This window comes from Enterobacter sp. 22466 (genome assembly GCF_052044775.1).
Taxonomy (GTDB): Bacteria; Pseudomonadota; Gammaproteobacteria; order Enterobacterales; family Enterobacteriaceae; genus Enterobacter; species Enterobacter dissolvens.
Window position 1 is genome coordinate 407,888 of record NZ_JBQENX010000002.1, and the last position, 15,829, is coordinate 423,716.

The following is a 15,829-nucleotide window of genomic DNA, read 5'->3' on the forward strand; positions in this document are numbered from 1 at the left end:
CCGGCTCTCCTTCGGTATTATTGTGTAGTGTCCGGGGTTTCCCGGTAAGAAATCAACGGATCGACAATCTGGCGCGTGCTGCCATCGGTCAGTCCAAGATCGGTCAAATGCGGCCCGGCGTTGCAGGCAAGGCACGTTCCTTCAATCGCTTTAAAGACACGATACGGCGGTTCCCAGTCGGCAATCTGGCTACTGCGTTCGCGCAGCTCACGGAACTGGCGCGCCAGTTCCGCAGGGGCGAGTTCTGACAACATCCCCGCAATGGGCATCGCCACATGGGCGATCACGTCCCCGTTCTGGACCAGCGCCATCCCGCCGCCGCTGCTGATCAGCGTGTTGGCGGCCAGCGCCATGTCATTTGGATCGCGCCCCAGTACCACCAGATTGTGTGAATCGTGGGAGTAGCTGGTGGCAATAGCTCCCCGCAGCTCTCCCCAGCCTTCAAGCAGGGCGATTTGCGGTTTTGCCGCGTGGCGTGCGTGGCGATGCTGAACCCAGATCAGGCTAAAACCAGCCGGTATGTCAACGCGTCCGTTACGCACCTGAACGTCAATTTCACCCCAGCGGGTAAAGCGTGCGCCGCTGATATGGTGCAGCCGCGCCACACCGTGCTTCGCGTTGTCGATGTGCATACAAAAATCGGCAGCGACCCGCGCCGTCAGGCGCACGGTATCACGGGGCAGCGTCAGAGGCGTATCGACAAGCGGCTCGATCATCGCTCCGTCACGGGCAATGCATTTTCCGGCGACGTACACCTGGCGAGCCGTCAGTTTATCCAGTGAATCGAACACCACCAGGTCCGCACGACGGCCCGCGGCAATCAGCCCGAGATCGTTACGCTGCAGGCGAAGGGAGGCGTTCAGGGTGGCAAACCGCAGCGCATCCGTTGCCGGAAGACCATGTTCAATCAGCAGGTTGAGCAGGGCGATGATGCCACCTTTTTCCATCAGCATGTCTGGCGGCACATCGTCGGTGCAGACCGTGATTTGCGACGAAAGATGCGGCAGCGTTTTCAGCGCGCTGACAATATCCGGCAGCAGATAAGGATGCGAGCCGCGGATCTCCAGCGTCAGCCCGGCGCGCAATTTTTCCAGCGCGTCCTCGGCGGAGGTGAGTTCATGGTCAGAGGTGATGCCCGCAGCCAGATACGCCTGTAAGTCCGCGCCACTGAGTCCTCGCGCATGGCCTTCAATCAGCTTTCCACTTTCCAGCCCGGCCTGCAGGATCTCCAGCATACGCTGACTGCCATTCAGCACCCCGTGCATGTCCATCACTTCCGCTACGCCGCGCACTTCCGGCCAGCCGAGCAGGGTATTCATCTCTTCGCCCGCAAAGTCTGCGCCTGACATCTCCAGCCCCGGCGTGGAAGGGACGCTCGATGGTGCCGCGACCATCACCTGCAGCGGCAGGTTGCGGCTCGCCTCTATGGCAAAGCGGACGCCCTCAATCCCCAGCACGTTCGCCAGCTCGTGCGGATCCCAGAAAACGGCGGTGGTGCCCTGCGCCAGTACAATCTCCGCGTAGCGTGCGGGCAGCAGGTGCGAGCTTTCAAGGTGAACATGCGTGTCCATCAGCCCCGGAGAGAGGAACTGATTGTTCAGGTCATGCGTCTCATGCGCATCGTTGCGGCTGCCGCGCGGATGGACGCTGGCGATAAGCGAACCGACGATACCCACATCCGCGTCGCGGATCTCACCGGTTGCCATATCAACAATTCGGGTATGTGTGAGCAACAGATCAAACGGCGTGTCGCCTCGTGCAGCCATAACGGCGCGGCGTCGGGTATCGGCAGTCATGCAATTAACAGTTCCAGCATTGAAATATTGACGTTACTCTATGCACCCGGCAAACGTTTGCCCAGTTGATAAAATTTATCGCCCGATAACCCCGGGTTATTCTGTGACGGGTATAATGGATAATGATGACGGAACCCTGGCAGCGCTTGCCTGCGCTCTCCCTTCGACAGCTACAGTATTTTGTCACTCTGGCGCAGCTGCGTCATTTTACGGATACCGCCAGTAAGCTGGCTATCAGCCAGCCGGCACTCAGTAGCGCCTTGCGGCAAATCGAAACGGTACTCGGCGGCAAACTGGTCAATCGTACCGCGTCGGCGGTCACGCTGACCGAGCTGGGTCACGCCATTCTGCCACACGCCCAGCGGGTGCTCAGCGTGGCGCAGCTGGCGTTTGATGATATGCAGCAGATTGTGCAGGCCGGCGGTGACGGCACGGTGCGTATCGGCCTGGTACCCTCAGTCAGTTCGTTGCTTTTCCCGCTGCTGCCGCAGACGCTGGCGCAGGCTTTTCCGCGCCTGAGAGTGGAGTTTCACGACCAGACCAATGATGCGCTGGTGGCGCAACTGCTGAAAGGGCAGATTGATTTTGGCATCGGGGCGCTGGACAGTTCGGTACCCGAACAGCTGGACGTGTTCCCGCTGCAGGAAGATCCGTTTGTGGCAGTGTTGCATTGCGACGATCCGCTTGCCGCGTCGGCACATGTTCCCTGGAAACAGCTGGTGGGCCGGGATATTGCCGTGTTCTCAAAAGGAAATATTCAGCGGCTGGTCAATGCGCTTGCCGAAAGCCACCGTCTGTCTCTGCAGACCCGTTATCAGGTGGACTATATCGAGACGCTATACGGGCTGGTGCGCTCGAAGCTTGCCGTGGGGATATTGCCGCAACTGTACACCACGCACCTGCAGGACCCGCAGCTTAAGGTGGTCCACCTTCAGCAACCGGCCCTGGCGCGTACGGTGGCGCTGATGCGAGCCCCGCAGGCGCTGCCTGCGCTCATTGAATCCTGCTTTACCCTGATGGTGGATACCTTACGCACCAGGTAGGGCGACACTTCTTTACAGCGAAACGGTGCGTAGCTCGCTAAGATGACCTTCGTTAAATCACGAGGTCACAATGGAAAACCGCAAATTTAGCAAACTGCGCCGCTGGGCGCGGGAAGGGATCATACTCGCTCTGCTGGCGCTGGCCGTGATGTGGGGCGTGGATCAGTACCGCAAGCCGTCATTACCCGCCACGTTTAGTGCCACTCCGATGCAGGACATTAATGGCACGCTGCACGACATTGCGGCGCTCAGTCAGGACCGGCCGCTGTTGATCTACGTATGGGCGACATGGTGCAGCATCTGCCGTTATACCACGCCTGCGGTCAATAAACTGGCAGAAGAGGGTGGCAATGTGGTGAGTGTTGCCATGCGTTCCGGGGATGACGCAAAGCTTGCGCGCTGGGTTGAAAAGAAACAGCTGAAAATGCCGGTGGTCAATGATGAAAACGGTGCGCTGTCGCGGCAATGGCAGGTAAGCGTTACGCCGACGCTGGTGCTGGTATCCAAAGGCAATGTCGTCAGTACAACAACGGGCTGGACAAGCTACTGGGGATTGAAAGTCAGGATGTGGTGGGCAGGGTTATAAAAATAGCCCCTCTCCCGATGGGAGAGGGGCTTTGCATTACTTCGCCAGAACTTCCTGCGCAGTGCGCTCAACCAGAGACAGCAGGATTTTAATATCCTCCAGCGTCACGGTTGGGTTCAGCAGTGTCAGTTTCAGACAGGTCACGCCGTTATGTTCGGTCACGCCGACGTTTGCACGGCCGGACTCCAGCAGCGCATCACCAATTTTCTGGTTCAGCAGGGCGATACCTGCATCATCTGCCTGCACCTCGCCACGGAAGCGGAACAGCACGCTTGCCAGCTGTGGCTGCATAACCAGTTCCAGAGCAGGCTGCTCTTTCACATAAGCCGCAACCTGCTGTGCCAGCGTCACGCCGTGATCGATGATCGCCGCGTATTGCTCCTGACCCAGCGCTTCCAGGCTCATCCACAGCTTCAGCGCGTCGAAACGGCGCGTGGTCTGCAGCGATTTGGACACCAGGTTCGGCACGCCGGCTTCTTCGTCGAACTCAGAGTTCAGGTAAGCCGCCTGATAGCGCATCAGTTCATAGTGGCGCGCTTCTTTCAGCAGGAATGCGCCGCAGCTGATGGTCTGGAAGAACTGCTTGTGGAAGTCCAGGGTAACGGAATCCACCAGTTCAATGCCGTCCAGGTAGTGACGATACTGCTCAGACATCAGCAGCGCGCCGCCCCAGGCCGCATCAACGTGTACCCAGATATTCTGCTTCGCCGCCAGTTCAGCAATGGCGCGCAGCGGATCGATAGCACCAGCGTCGGTGGTACCTGCTGTCGCCACGATCGCCAGGATCTGCTCGCCGTTGACATTGCACTGCTCGATTTTCGCCGCCAGATCGGTCAGATCCATGCGGGAGAATTCGTCAGTTTTTACCTGCACGACGGACTGGTAACCCAGACCCATCAGCGCCATGTTTTTCTGCACGGAGAAGTGCGCATTTTCCGAGCACAGCACGCGGATCTTACGCAGATCGCCCGTCAGACCATCCTGCTGAACGGAGTGGCCCTGACGCGCGAAGAACGCATCACGTGCCAGCATCAGACCCATCAGGTTGCTTTGGGTGCCACCGCTGGTGAAGACACCCGCGTCGCCAGCCTGATAACCCACGCGGGTACGCAGCCATTCGATCAGTTTGATCTCGATAATGGTTGCGGACGGGCTTTGATCCCAGGAGTCCATGCTCTGGTTAGTGGCGTTAATCAGCACTTCCGCCGCCTGGCTAACGACCAGGCTCGGGCAGTGCAGGTGCGCCACACACTGCGGGTGATGAACGGACAAACTGTCTTTCAGGAAGAACTCTACGGCGCGTTCAATCGCCGCTTCGTTACCCAGCCCTTTCGGGTTGAAATCCAGCTTAATGCGGTCGCGCAGTTCCGCGACCGTTTTGCCCTGATACATCTCAGGCTGCTTCAGCCACTGCATCACAGCCTGAGTGCTTTGTTCAATCGCCTGCTGGTAAGCTTCAATGCTCTGCGCAGAGGAGAACAAAATTGGGTTTGAATCAGACATCGTAATCAACAACTCCGGTTACGCCGGGCGAACGCCCGCAGCAAGCAGTGCCTGCTCGAATTTATCCAGGAAGACTTTCAGCTCATCATCGCTGATCAGCAGAGAAGGCAGCAGACGCAGAACGATACCGTTACGACCACCACGCTCCAGAATCAGACCGGCTTCGAAGCACTTCTTCTGAATCAGAGCAGACAGCTCGCCATCACCCGGGAAGCAACCCATGTGGTCTGCCGCTTCGTGTGGCTTAACGATCTCAATACCGATCATCATGCCCAGACCGCGAACGTGGCCGATAACCGGATAGCGTTTCGCCATCTCGTTCAGCTGGCCTTTCAGCCATTCGCCCTGTGCCGCCACTTTGCCCGCGATGTTCTGATCTTTCAGGATTTTCAGCGTCGTCAGACCGGTTGCCATCGCCAGCTGGTTGCCGCGGAAGGTGCCGGTGTGGTGACCTGGTGCCCAGGCATCGAACTGCTTTTTGATACCCAGCACAGCCAGTGGCAGACCGCCGCCAACCGCTTTAGACATCACGATGATGTCTGGCTCAATGCCAGCGTGTTCGAAGGCGAAGAATTTACCGGTACGGGCAAAGCCAGCCTGAACTTCGTCGAGGATCAGCAGAATGCCGTGTTCCTGAGTCACTTTACGGATGCGCTGCAGCCACTCAACCGGAGCCGGGTTCACGCCGCCTTCACCCTGAACGGCTTCCAGAATGACCGCAGCAGGTTTGCGCACGCCGCTTTCTACGTCGTTGATCAGGTTTTCGAAATAGTAGGTCAGCGCTTTCACGCCAGCCTCACCGCCGATACCCAGTGGGCAACGGTACTGGTGTGGATAAGGCATGAACTGCACTTCTGGCATCATACCGTCTACCGCTTCTTTCGGAGACAGGTTACCGGTCACGGAGAGTGCGCCGTGAGTCATACCGTGGTAACCACCCGAGAAGCTGATAATACCGCTACGGCCGGTGACTTTTTTCGCCAGCTTCAGCGCCGCTTCCACGGCGTCAGCACCGGATGGACCGGTGAACTGCAGGCAGTACTCTTTGCCCTGACCAGGCAGCAGAGAGAGCAGGTATTCGGAAAACGCGTCTTTCAGAGGCGTAGTCAGATCCAGAGTATGTAACGGCAAGCCGCTGGTAATGACATTTTGGATGCTTTTCAGCACATCAGGGTGGTTATGGCCAAGCGCGAGGGTGCCTGCGCCTGCTAAACAGTCAAGGTATTCTTTATTATCTGCATCGGTGATCCACACGCCTTCTGCTTTAGTAATAGCTAAAGGCAGTTTGCGCGGATAACTCCTGACGTTAGATTCAAACTCGGCCTGACGGGCCAGATAGGTTTCGTTGCTTTTGTGGGCATCTACGGTGTCAATACGGACTTTATCCGTCATCATATCACTCCTACAACCGCCGCTTCGTTATGAGCCACGATTGAATAAAAAGTTAAAAAACAGATGGGGGCCTGAAAAAAACGCCGCCAATATAGAGCCTTTTGCCACGGGGCTCAATGGTTAATTTGTTTACTGTTTTGTGACAGAGGGCACAGGGGAGGGGAACTCCCCGTTTTAAGAAAGAAAATTACGTTCTATGTGCAATAAAAACAGCCAGTTACGAGGGCATTGTCAGAACTGTAAAAACAGAGAAAAGAGTGTGACAAATCGTGCCTTTCGTCGAAGAAAAAGGAGGCACATGGCCTCCTTGCGATCGTTATTTCTGCGTAACCTGCAAAATGCCGTGGTCGCGACCCTTCGTTTTATTCCAGGATGCACCGGTAATACCGTTCTCATCAAGGCTTAAAGAGATAACGAACCCGCCGCCATGGATTTCATAGAAGTTTGCGTTCACACGCTTAACGGTTGCTTTCTTACCATTAACGGTGGCGCTAAAAAAACCGTTTGAAATCGTGGCATTAAGCGCATCCGATGAGAATGACGCTTCACGCATCGGATCGTGGATCGCTGCGGATGACGGCTGTGCCGCGTTTTGGGCTTTGTTTTTGTGGATATCGCAAGTGCCATCGTTGGCGTTTATTTCAGTACATCCCGAACGCGCTAATTGAGCACGATAGTGTGCGTTTATCGCATGAGCCGGCGTCGCCGCGACAGTGAACAACAGAGCAATTAAAGTTAATCGCGTTTTCATTGTTAAACCTTAGTTGTGGTGAGTGTGTTTATTCGTCTCTGTCGCTCTGGCCGCATTTGCATAAGCCGCAGACAGGGACGCATCATTTATGCTTTGTTGCCTTTGTTGTTCGGATAAATAGCACGTGTCATAGCTGACCCCACTCGCTGTGCAATTCGCGATACGCTGGGCGGGCGATACACACCCCGCCAGCACGAGTGCGCCAGCCACGGTGATTAATACTTTTTTCATTTTATTACCTTATAAACTACACAGATAATAGGACACATACATCACGCCGATCCAAATTCCGACACCCAATAGCATCAGATACAGGGCCGCTGAGATAAATATATATCTGGACATGTTTTTGACTATCATCGCTATTCTCATCAGAGACGAGCGGGTTATAAACGTAATTGTGTTTTTTATTGTGGTGGTTTTTGTATTTATTTAAAAGCCCATTCCGATACCAACAGAAGCACCCATATTATTGGCGGTATCATCAGAGAAACTCACTTTCCCGATGACATGTGAATTGAAGTTCACCGATGCTCCTACTGCGAGGGCACTTTCACCATTATAAGTCGCACCACCGGCAGAGAACATGACGCGTTGATCTGTTTGTACTTGCGGTAACCCCGCCATCGCCATTGCGCCTGAAATACCGGCATTGGCCTGCTTCTTATTATTATCCACTTCATCGCGCAATGATTTAAATTGCTGACTGGTGTTATTATTCATTGCCTGTAATGTTTGTTTGGTTGCCTGCAGATCCTGAGCGGTTGTGGTAATAGCCTGGCTATTATTAGCGACTTTTGTTTGTGTTACCGTGTCTACCTGCATGCGTGTCACTGTGGTTGTCACGCCGTCTTTACCATTATGACCATTAATGCCGTCACGCCCTTTAATTCCCGTTACACCTTGAGCACCTGTCGCGCCGGTATCGCCTTTCGCGCCTTTTTTACCATCCACACCGTTAACAGCTTTTGGCGCATTTTCTAAAATAGATCTAAGACGTTGTGCGTCAGTTACATTGCTATCAAGATGAGAACCCACCAAAGCGATATTGTTATATTTCGGCGTGGGAACGCCCTGCGGTTTGACAGACGGTGTAAGGCTAACAAAATGGGTAGCTGTCTGTACGGGTATATTGTATGGCTGTTTGACTGGAGCATCAGAAATGTGATGCTCATTTGTAGGATGCTGCGAGCCGTTCAATTTCTGTGGAGTCAGGTTGGCCATCGCAACACCTGGCTGAGCAACCGGTGTTGGTGTTTTTTGCGCTACGGTTAACGTTGCGGCAGGAATGACGGTCCGTGGTGGAGGCGTGAAAACACTCTGGTTATTTTTAGCATCAATATACGCTGCACCAAACACGCTGGGGGGGATGGCTGGTGTTAACGGTGTCGGCGTTTTTTGTGCTGCGGTCAAGGACGTCGCAGGAATCACAATTTTGGACGGTACCTGTTGAGCAACCGGTGTTGGTGTTTTTTGCGCTACGGTTAACGTTGCGGCAGGAATGACGGTCCGTGGTGGAGGCGTGAAAACACTCTGGTTATTTTTAGCATCAATATACGCTGCACCAAACACGCTGGGAGGGATGGCAGGTGTTAATGGTGTCGGCGTTTTTTGCGCTGCGGTTAACGTCGCGGCAGGAATGACGGTCCTTGGCGGAGGCGTGAAAACACTCTGGTTATTTTTAGCATCAATATACGCTGTACCAAACACGCTGGGGGGGATGGCAGGTGTTAATGGTGTCGGCGTTTTTTGTGCTGCGGTTAACGTCGCGGCAGGAATAACAACATTAGACAACACGTTATTAGCAACAGGAGTGGGTACCTTATTAGGTACCATGTGAGGTTGCATCAACGGAGTGACTGTCGGTGTTGGTGGATTTGGTCTGGAAGGCATCGCAACAACGGGAGCACGCATAATCTCTGCAATTCGAGCATTTGCATTTTCTAATGTTTCCTCGGTCTTATGATAAAAATCCCAATCTTGCTGGTTAAAGTTGGCGCGATCATTGTTATATTTCAGAATTATAAATCTATTCAGCCGAGCAGCAGCATTTGCTTCAGTCCTTACTTGCTGAATCGCGTCTGACTTTTCTTGCAATGAAAAGTAAGTGGTAGCAAATACAGAACCAGAAATAGCCGAAAGAGTAATAGACGCTATAGCTGTTTTGATAAATTTCATTAGAAAGTTCTCATCATTAAATCAATAAAGATCAGATTGCTATCCTGGCGGGAAGATACAACCTCTTGTTATATCTGGGATAAATTACGAAATTTTGGTTTGATAACTTATTTCGTAACGCGTGGCAACTATCTATCAATGTACAATAATAATTATTGATCTAAATCATAAATAGCATGAATAGCTAAACGGGTGATCTATAGTGCTTTTGGTTTTAAACTCATAAAATACAATGAGTTAGTTATTTTTGGTGAATGAGTGAAAGAAGAGTTCCGAAATATTAACACTTAAGTAATCCTTATGTGTTTTAAGCAAAAATGGTGCAAAATGTTCAAAATAGTTAATACCTATTTATACGTTGCCTTTACTTCTTTATTTTCGAATCTGACTTATGTTTTGAATGAAAGTTACAGTGAGGGTGTTTATATTGTGGGTTTTTTCCTGAAAAAATATTTATGTTGAAAATTAAAGCGAGAAAGTGTTCAGGCCAAATTGCAATAAATGCGTGAGTGTAATGTTATAAAAAGGAAAAAATAAGCAGGTGAGTCTGTATCAGAAAATTCATTACGCTATCGCTGTGTGATATCACTCTGCCCGGTACCGTGATAACTCGAAAGCCCTTGCACCTGGCCTGCCGCCGCGGTTACACTAAATGGTAGCAATGAGTATCATTTAATTTATTGTATTATAAGTATTTTGACTCGGGGTGCCCTTCTTTGTGAAGGCTGAGAAATACCCGTATTACCTGATCTGGATAATGCCAGCGTAGGGAAGTCAGATGCCTCCCCTGGTCATCGCTTCTTCACGCAAGGCAGGAGCGAACCTATGCAGCCTGACCTGCTCGATTTACACGTTTTACATCACTTCCGAACCCGTTCCCCGCTCACGCACTGTATGACCAACGATGTCGTGCAAACCTTTACGGCCAACGTTCTGCTGGCGCTTGGCGCTTCTCCGGCAATGGTAATTGAAGCCGAAGAGGCCGAGCAGTTTGCCGGGATGGCCGATGCGCTGCTGATTAACGTCGGTACCCTCACCACGCCCCGCGCCCAGTCGATGCGGCGGGCCATCGAGAGCGCGGTGGCGGCAGGCAAGCCCTGGACGCTTGACCCGGTTGCGGTGGGCGCTCTGGCGTTCCGTACCCGCTTTTGTCATCAAATCCTTGCCCTGAAACCAGCCGCCATTCGCGGCAATGCTTCGGAAATTCTCGCCCTTGCGGGGATGAGCGCAGGGGGACGCGGTGTGGATACCACCGACACCGCCGCCGCCGCGCTACCCGCCGCGCAGGCGCTGGCTCGCCAGACCAATGCCATTGTGGCGGTGACGGGGGAGGTGGATTACGTCACCGACGGCCAGCGCACCCGAACGGTTGCGGGCGGCGATCCGTTAATGACCCGCCTGGTGGGCACCGGGTGTGCGCTCTCGGCGGTGGTGGCGGCGAGTTGTTCCCTGCCGGGGGATCGGCTGGATAATGTTGCCGCTGCCTGCGGATGGATGAAGCGCGCCGGAACGATCGCCGTTGCGCAGTCTTACGGGCCGGGCAGCTTTGCCAGCGCGTTCCTTGATGCGCTGCACAACCTGGAGGGGGAGGCATGAAACGAATTAATGCTCTGACGATTGCCGGTACCGATCCAAGCGGCGGTGCTGGTATCCAGGCCGACCTGAAAACGTTCTCCGCCCTGGGCGCCTATGGCTGCTCGGTGATCACCGCGCTGGTGGCGCAAAACACGCGCGGCGTGCAATCGGTCTACTGTATCGAGCCTGATTTTGTCGGTGCACAGCTGGACTCGGTGTTCAGCGATGTGCGCATCGATACCACCAAAATCGGGATGCTGGCGGAAACGGATATCGTCGAGGCGGTGGCTGAGCGGCTGCAACGTTATCAGGTGCAAAATGTGGTGCTTGATACGGTGATGCTGGCTAAAAGCGGCGACCCGCTGCTCTCTGTATCTGCTGTTGAGACATTGCGCAAGAAACTGCTGCCGCAGGTGGCGCTGATTACGCCAAATCTGCCTGAAGCGGCCGCACTGTTAGACGCGCCGCACGCGCAGAATGAACGTGAAATGAAAGAGCAGGGGAATGCCCTGCTGGCGATGGGGTGCGGCGCGGTGCTGATGAAAGGCGGCCATCTTGATGACGATGAAAGCCCGGACTGGCTCTTTACCCGTGACGGTGAACTGCGTTTCACGGCCCCGCGTGTGCACACCAAAAATACCCACGGTACGGGGTGCACGCTCTCTGCCGCGCTGGCGGCGCTGCGTCCACGGCACAACAGCTGGGGCGATACGGTACGCGAGGCCAAAACGTGGCTCTCCGCCGCGCTGGCAAAAGCCGATACTCTGGAAGTGGGTCACGGTATTGGGCCGGTTCATCATTTTCATGCATGGTGGTAAGCCAGTATACTGGCAGGAAACACCACGCCTGAGAAAACAGAGATGGAACAAGCGCATACCCGGTTAATCGCTCAACTGAATGAACGGATCGCCGCGCCCGACAACATGCCGCTGTATCTGAAATTTGCCGAAACGGTAAAAAACGCGGTACGCAGCGGGATGCTGGAGCACGGCAATATTCTGCCCGGCGAGCGCGATCTGAGCCAGTTAACCGGGGTGTCGCGCATTACCGTGCGCAAAGCGATGCAGGCGCTGGAAGAAGAGGGCGTGGTAACGCGTGCCCGGGGTTACGGGACACAGATCAACAACATCTTTGAATATTCGCTCAAGGAAGCGCGCGGGTTTTCCCAGCAGGTGGTGCTGCGCGGTAAAAAACCTAACACGCTATGGGTGAATAAACGGGTGGTGAAGTGTCCGGAAGAGGTGGCCAGCCAGCTGTCGGTCCCCCCGGACAGCGAGGTATTCTTGCTTAAGCGCATTCGTTACGTTGACGATGACGCGGTGTCGATTGAGGAGTCCTGGGTTCCGGTTGAGTTAATTCACGACCCGGATGCCATTGGTATCTCGCTCTACGACTACTTCCGTAGTCAGAATATCTTTCCGCAACGCACCCGCTCCCGGGTCAGCGCCCGGATGCCGGACAGCGAGTTTCAGGCGCATATTAGTATGGATGACAAAATACCGGTACTGGTGATCAAGCAGGTTGCGCTTGACCAGCAGCACCGGCCGATTGAGTACAGCATCAGCTACTGTCGCAGCGACCTATACGTCTTTGTGTGCGAGGAGTAATGCCTCGCGCGTCGGCGCGCAATCCCCGCCGCGGTGGCTGACCACCCAGGCCGCCACGGCATTCCCCAGCGTTACGGCATCCGCCAGACGCCATCCTGCCGCCAGACCGGCAAGCGTACCGCCCGCATGGCTGTCGCCTGCGCCAATGGTATCGACGACGGTGGCGGGAAACGCGGGAACATAACCTGATGCGTCGCCTTCATACCAGGCTGCGCCATCTTTGTCGTGGCGAATAATCAGCGCGGCGTCATAACGGTGCTGCCACTGCACGCCTAAGGTATCAACGTCCATGCCAGCGCGCTCAGCGGCAATCTGCGCCTCCTGACGATTGAGTGACACGATGGGTTTCAGGGCCATGATCCGCGCCATCAGCGCGTCGGGAATATCGGCAATGCGGGGGCCAAAATCGATAAACGCGGTGACATTTTCCAGCGATTCCAGCCAGCGTGTGAGCAGTTCACCCGATGGCGATGCCAGCTGATAGCCGGACAGATATACCAGGCTACCCGGCGGGACATTCAGCCCATCCAGCCAGTGCGGCTGCCACTGGTTCTCCACGCCGCTGAACGACATAAAGGTGCGTTCGCCGTCAGGCTCTACCAGCGCCAGACACCAGCCGTTATCGCCTGCTTCGGCCTCCACGGCGCTGTGCAGATCCTGCCTCGCCATGGCGTTACGGATGATCTCCGCCCATACGCCGTGGCCGACGGGCAGGGCGTTTTGCGCCGCAATGCCGAGCCGCTTCAGGGCGATGGCAATATTCAGCGCACAGCCGCCGATATTCACCCCCTGTTGTTTCAGCTCGATGTCGCACCCGCGCCAGGGCAGGGCGTACGCGTCGGCGATCACGTCGATCACCGCCGCGCCCAGCACCGTAACCGGGCGTGTGGCCTGTAATGTTTCAAGACGTTGGGCTAACGTACTCATACGCCCTCCCTTTGCTCCCGGTAGTGCAGCAGTTTTTCGCAGTAGTGGTCAAAATTGAGCCGGTTTACGGTGTCGAGTTCATCCTTCAGCGCCGGGTCAATCGCCTGCACGCCGTGCAGTGCCCCGCAGATGGCCGTTGCCATCGCTCCGATGGTGTCCGTATCACCGCCGAGGTTGGCGCACAAAATTGCGCAGCGGTTCGGATCCGTACCGGCCAGCTCCACCATCGCAATCGCCGCCGGAACGGATTCGATGGTGCTGGTGCCCGCACCAATGAGCTGATAAATCTGCTCGCTGGCGGAGTCGACGCCATGGGCTTCCCGCACGGTCTTAAGCGCCAGCTCGATACGTGCCGCCAGCGAGGCGCTAAAGGTGGTGGTTTTCGCCTCCTGTGCATAGCGGGCAATGCCGGGCAGGGCATCGACGATGTTCTGCCAGCGCTCACCGTCGATGGCGCGCGAAACTGCCCAGGCAATCACCACGGCCCCGGCGATGGCGAGGTCCGATTTATGCGTCGGGCTGGAGGCCAGCGCGACCTGCCCGACAAAATGTTCCAGCCGCGTCGCCGGTAGCAGGCAGCCCAGCGGGGAAGCCCGCATCGCCGCCCCGTTGGTCACGCCGTTGTTGTCCAGTTCGCTGACGGGTTTGCCGTCGCGGATGGCGTTCAGCGCGATTTTTGAGGTGGGCCCCAGCACGTTTTTATTAAAGGCATCGAAATCCAGCGCCCAGTTCAGGATATGTTTGCCGATGACATCCGCGTCAATCTCCCCGTCGCATTCGATAATCGCATCGGCCAGGCACAGCGCCATCGAGGTATCATCGGTGAACTCCGCGCGCTTGAAATAGCAGGCCGCGTTATTCTCTGCCGGGCCGGGTAAGAAGCGGTCGATCCAGCCGAAGTGCGCTTTGACGCGCTTTCTCGGCCACAGCTCGGAGGGCATCCCCATCGCATCACCTAACGCCTGCCCGTAAAGAGCACCGAGAATACGTTCTTGTTTCATTTAACTTCCCCTTGTGTCAGCGCAGCATCGCCATCAACCACCTCAATTGCGGTGATCTCTTTGTCCGATTCGCGGAAAAACAGCATAAACAGCACGGCAATCACGGCAATCATGATCGCCCCGAATGTCCACATTCCGGCCCAGTTGAAGGTCAGTCCATTCACCGGCTCTTTGTAAGCGAACATTTTTTCCATCATCACGCCGCCCAGGCGGTAACCCAGCAGGCTACCAAAACCCTGACAGCACAGCGTAATCAGGCCTTGTGCGGCGGTGCGCATATGCACCGGCGCTTTTTTATCCACGTAGATATACGCGGTTACATAGTAGAAGTCGTAGCTCACCCCGTGCAGCAGAATGCCGAGGAACAGCAACGCATAGGTGAAGTACTGTTCCGCTCCGCCGTAAACAAAGAAGCCGTAGCGGATGGCGGCCGTGAGCAGGCCCAGCAGTAAGACCTTCTTAATACCAAAGCGTTTAGTGAAGAACGGCAGCGCCAGCATAAAGAAAATTTCCGAGAACTGGCCGAGCGTCATCCAGCCGGTGGCGTTTTTCATCCCCACCTCGGTGAGATAACCGTTGGCGAAGATGTAGTAGAAGGCCAGCGGCATCGCGAACAGGAAAGAGCAGAAGAAGAACACCAGGAAGTTTTTGTCGCGCAGCAGGATCAGCGCGTCCAGACCGAGCATCACTTTGAAATCCAGTTTGCCGGTACTTTTCGGCGGCGTATTCGGCAGGAACAGAGCAAACACGCCCAGCAGGGCGGAACTGGCTGCGGTCATCAGCAGCGGAATATTGGTATCAGAGATATCGCTATAGCCCAGCATCTGCGGCAGGAACCCACATGCCAGACCGGAGGCGATCCAACCGATAGTGCCCATCACGCGAATACGCGGGAAATCGGCTTCCACGTCATCGACGTTGGCGAAGGCAATACTGTTGGTCAGCGCAATGGTGGGCATATAGGTGAGGGAGTAGGCCAGCAACAGCGGGAAGAAGGTGCTGAACTGGGTTTGCTGTGCGGCGAAGTACATCAGAATGGCACCGGCAAACATCAGCACCGCCAGCACTTTCTGGGCGGCAAAGAAGCGGTCGGTTAGCGAGCCGACGAGAATAGGCGACAGGATCGCCGCAATGGCCGTACAGGCGTAGGACCAGCCAATCTCCCCGGCGGTAAAGCCGCTTTTGCTCAGCCATAGCCACAGCGGCACAAACCACGCTCCCCAGATAAACCATTCAACAAACATCATGAATGACAGTTGGACTTTCGTTTTCATTGTTTAATCCTGCATGTCAGTGAGAGTACGCCTTTAACATACCATTCAATAATACCTTTAAAATACCTTTGTGGTGATTGTTTGATCAATGTAACAGTTTTGTTGTACACGAATCGAGCCAGCAGATTGTGCTGAAAAAAAATGCAAATGCTGGAAAATCTGTTAAGTCGGTACCAGGCTTAGTCTGCCCATAAAA

At 55.0% G+C, this 15,829-nt stretch carries 13 protein-coding genes and 1 riboswitch; of the genes, 5 read left to right on the forward strand and 8 right to left on the reverse strand.

The features are described 5' to 3' along the window. Nucleotides 1-17 precede the first annotated feature (17 nt). Nucleotides 18-1,796 (reverse strand): adenine deaminase, encoded by a 1,779-nt coding sequence (locus ACTJJI_RS08550; RefSeq protein WP_440653606.1) that lies wholly within the window; start codon nt 1,794-1,796, stop codon nt 18-20. 122 nt (nt 1,797-1,918) lie between these two features. Here ACTJJI_RS08550 and ACTJJI_RS08555 point away from each other — a divergent pair, with 122 nt between their 5' ends. Further along, a complete protein-coding gene (locus ACTJJI_RS08555) occupies nt 1,919-2,839 on the forward strand; it encodes a LysR family transcriptional regulator (RefSeq protein WP_170289883.1) in 921 nt (306 codons plus the stop codon). 70 nt (nt 2,840-2,909) lie between these two features. Further along, a complete protein-coding gene (locus tag ACTJJI_RS08560; protein ID WP_063426653.1) occupies nt 2,910-3,425 on the forward strand; it encodes a protein disulfide oxidoreductase in 516 nt (171 codons plus the stop codon). A gap of 36 nt (nt 3,426-3,461) precedes the next feature. On the opposite strand, the gene ACTJJI_RS08565 is transcribed toward ACTJJI_RS08560, so the two are convergent. The 4 genes from ACTJJI_RS08565 to ACTJJI_RS08580 form a co-directional block, all read right to left on the reverse strand. After that, nucleotides 3,462-4,928, reverse strand: a complete 1,467-nt coding sequence (locus tag ACTJJI_RS08565) for a pyridoxal phosphate-dependent decarboxylase family protein (RefSeq protein WP_440653609.1) — start codon at nt 4,926-4,928, stop codon at nt 3,462-3,464. 18 nt (nt 4,929-4,946) lie between these two features. Further along, nucleotides 4,947-6,323 carry a diaminobutyrate--2-oxoglutarate transaminase gene (locus tag ACTJJI_RS08570; protein WP_013097916.1) on the reverse strand — a complete coding sequence of 459 codons (1,377 nt, stop codon included), beginning with the start codon at nt 6,321-6,323 and terminating at the stop codon, nt 4,947-4,949. Nucleotides 6,324-6,636: 313 nt separating this feature from the next. Continuing rightward, on the reverse strand, nt 6,637-7,071 hold the full coding sequence (locus ACTJJI_RS08575; RefSeq protein ID WP_063426651.1) for a hypothetical protein: 435 nt from the start codon (nt 7,069-7,071) through the stop codon (nt 6,637-6,639). 432 nt (nt 7,072-7,503) lie between these two features. Next, nucleotides 7,504-9,249, reverse strand: coding sequence for a YadA-like family protein (locus ACTJJI_RS08580; protein WP_440653611.1), 1,746 nt, complete (start codon nt 9,247-9,249; stop codon nt 7,504-7,506). A gap of 692 nt (nt 9,250-9,941) precedes the next feature. Beyond that, nucleotides 9,942-10,038: riboswitch (TPP riboswitch) on the forward strand. A 36-nt stretch (nt 10,039-10,074) separates the two neighbouring features. Between ACTJJI_RS08580 and thiM the strand changes: the two genes are divergently transcribed. The 3 genes from thiM to ACTJJI_RS08595 are packed head-to-tail and all read left to right on the forward strand — an operon-like array spanning nt 10,075 to nt 12,431. Then, nucleotides 10,075-10,845, forward strand: a complete 771-nt coding sequence (gene thiM / locus ACTJJI_RS08585) for a hydroxyethylthiazole kinase (RefSeq protein ID WP_248041506.1) — start codon at nt 10,075-10,077, stop codon at nt 10,843-10,845. Further along, complete coding sequence (gene thiD / locus ACTJJI_RS08590; RefSeq protein ID WP_440653614.1) at nt 10,842-11,642, forward strand: bifunctional hydroxymethylpyrimidine kinase/phosphomethylpyrimidine kinase; 801 nt, start codon at nt 10,842-10,844, stop codon at nt 11,640-11,642. Before thiM ends, thiD begins: the two co-directional genes overlap by 4 nt. A 42-nt stretch (nt 11,643-11,684) precedes the next feature. Continuing rightward, on the forward strand, nt 11,685-12,431 hold the full coding sequence (locus tag ACTJJI_RS08595; protein WP_014832646.1) for a GntR family transcriptional regulator: 747 nt from the start codon (nt 11,685-11,687) through the stop codon (nt 12,429-12,431). Here the strand turns inward: ACTJJI_RS08595 and ACTJJI_RS08600 are convergent. From ACTJJI_RS08600 to ACTJJI_RS08610, 3 genes are read right to left on the reverse strand one after another with little or no spacing between them, the layout of a single operon-like run. Then, complete coding sequence (locus tag ACTJJI_RS08600; protein ID WP_014832645.1) at nt 12,405-13,358, reverse strand: PfkB family carbohydrate kinase; 954 nt, start codon at nt 13,356-13,358, stop codon at nt 12,405-12,407. The genes ACTJJI_RS08595 and ACTJJI_RS08600 overlap by 27 nt on opposite strands. Next, complete coding sequence (locus ACTJJI_RS08605; protein WP_083020992.1) at nt 13,355-14,359, reverse strand: ADP-ribosylglycohydrolase family protein; 1,005 nt, start codon at nt 14,357-14,359, stop codon at nt 13,355-13,357. Before ACTJJI_RS08605 ends, ACTJJI_RS08600 begins: the two co-directional genes overlap by 4 nt. Beyond that, nucleotides 14,356-15,633, reverse strand: coding sequence for a nucleoside permease (locus tag ACTJJI_RS08610; RefSeq protein ID WP_014832643.1), 1,278 nt, complete (start codon nt 15,631-15,633; stop codon nt 14,356-14,358). Before ACTJJI_RS08610 ends, ACTJJI_RS08605 begins: the two co-directional genes overlap by 4 nt. Nucleotides 15,634-15,829 lie beyond the last annotated feature (196 nt).

Coding starts and splice junctions, on each gene's coding strand:
- ACTJJI_RS08550 (WP_440653606.1), bottom strand. CDS start 1,796: ATGACTGCCGATACCCGACGCCGCGCCGTTATGGCTGCACGAGGCGAC.
- ACTJJI_RS08555 (WP_170289883.1), top strand. CDS start 1,919: ATGATGACGGAACCCTGGCAGCGCTTGCCTGCGCTCTCCCTTCGACAG.
- ACTJJI_RS08560 (WP_063426653.1), top strand. CDS start 2,910: ATGGAAAACCGCAAATTTAGCAAACTGCGCCGCTGGGCGCGGGAAGGG.
- ACTJJI_RS08565 (WP_440653609.1), bottom strand. CDS start 4,928: ATGTCTGATTCAAACCCAATTTTGTTCTCCTCTGCGCAGAGCATTGAA.
- ACTJJI_RS08570 (WP_013097916.1), bottom strand. CDS start 6,323: ATGATGACGGATAAAGTCCGTATTGACACCGTAGATGCCCACAAAAGC.
- ACTJJI_RS08575 (WP_063426651.1), bottom strand. CDS start 7,071: ATGAAAACGCGATTAACTTTAATTGCTCTGTTGTTCACTGTCGCGGCG.
- ACTJJI_RS08580 (WP_440653611.1), bottom strand. CDS start 9,249: ATGAAATTTATCAAAACAGCTATAGCGTCTATTACTCTTTCGGCTATT.
- thiM (WP_248041506.1), top strand. CDS start 10,075: ATGCAGCCTGACCTGCTCGATTTACACGTTTTACATCACTTCCGAACC.
- thiD (WP_440653614.1), top strand. CDS start 10,842: ATGAAACGAATTAATGCTCTGACGATTGCCGGTACCGATCCAAGCGGC.
- ACTJJI_RS08595 (WP_014832646.1), top strand. CDS start 11,685: ATGGAACAAGCGCATACCCGGTTAATCGCTCAACTGAATGAACGGATC.
- ACTJJI_RS08600 (WP_014832645.1), bottom strand. CDS start 13,358: ATGAGTACGTTAGCCCAACGTCTTGAAACATTACAGGCCACACGCCCG.
- ACTJJI_RS08605 (WP_083020992.1), bottom strand. CDS start 14,359: ATGAAACAAGAACGTATTCTCGGTGCTCTTTACGGGCAGGCGTTAGGT.
- ACTJJI_RS08610 (WP_014832643.1), bottom strand. CDS start 15,633: ATGAAAACGAAAGTCCAACTGTCATTCATGATGTTTGTTGAATGGTTT.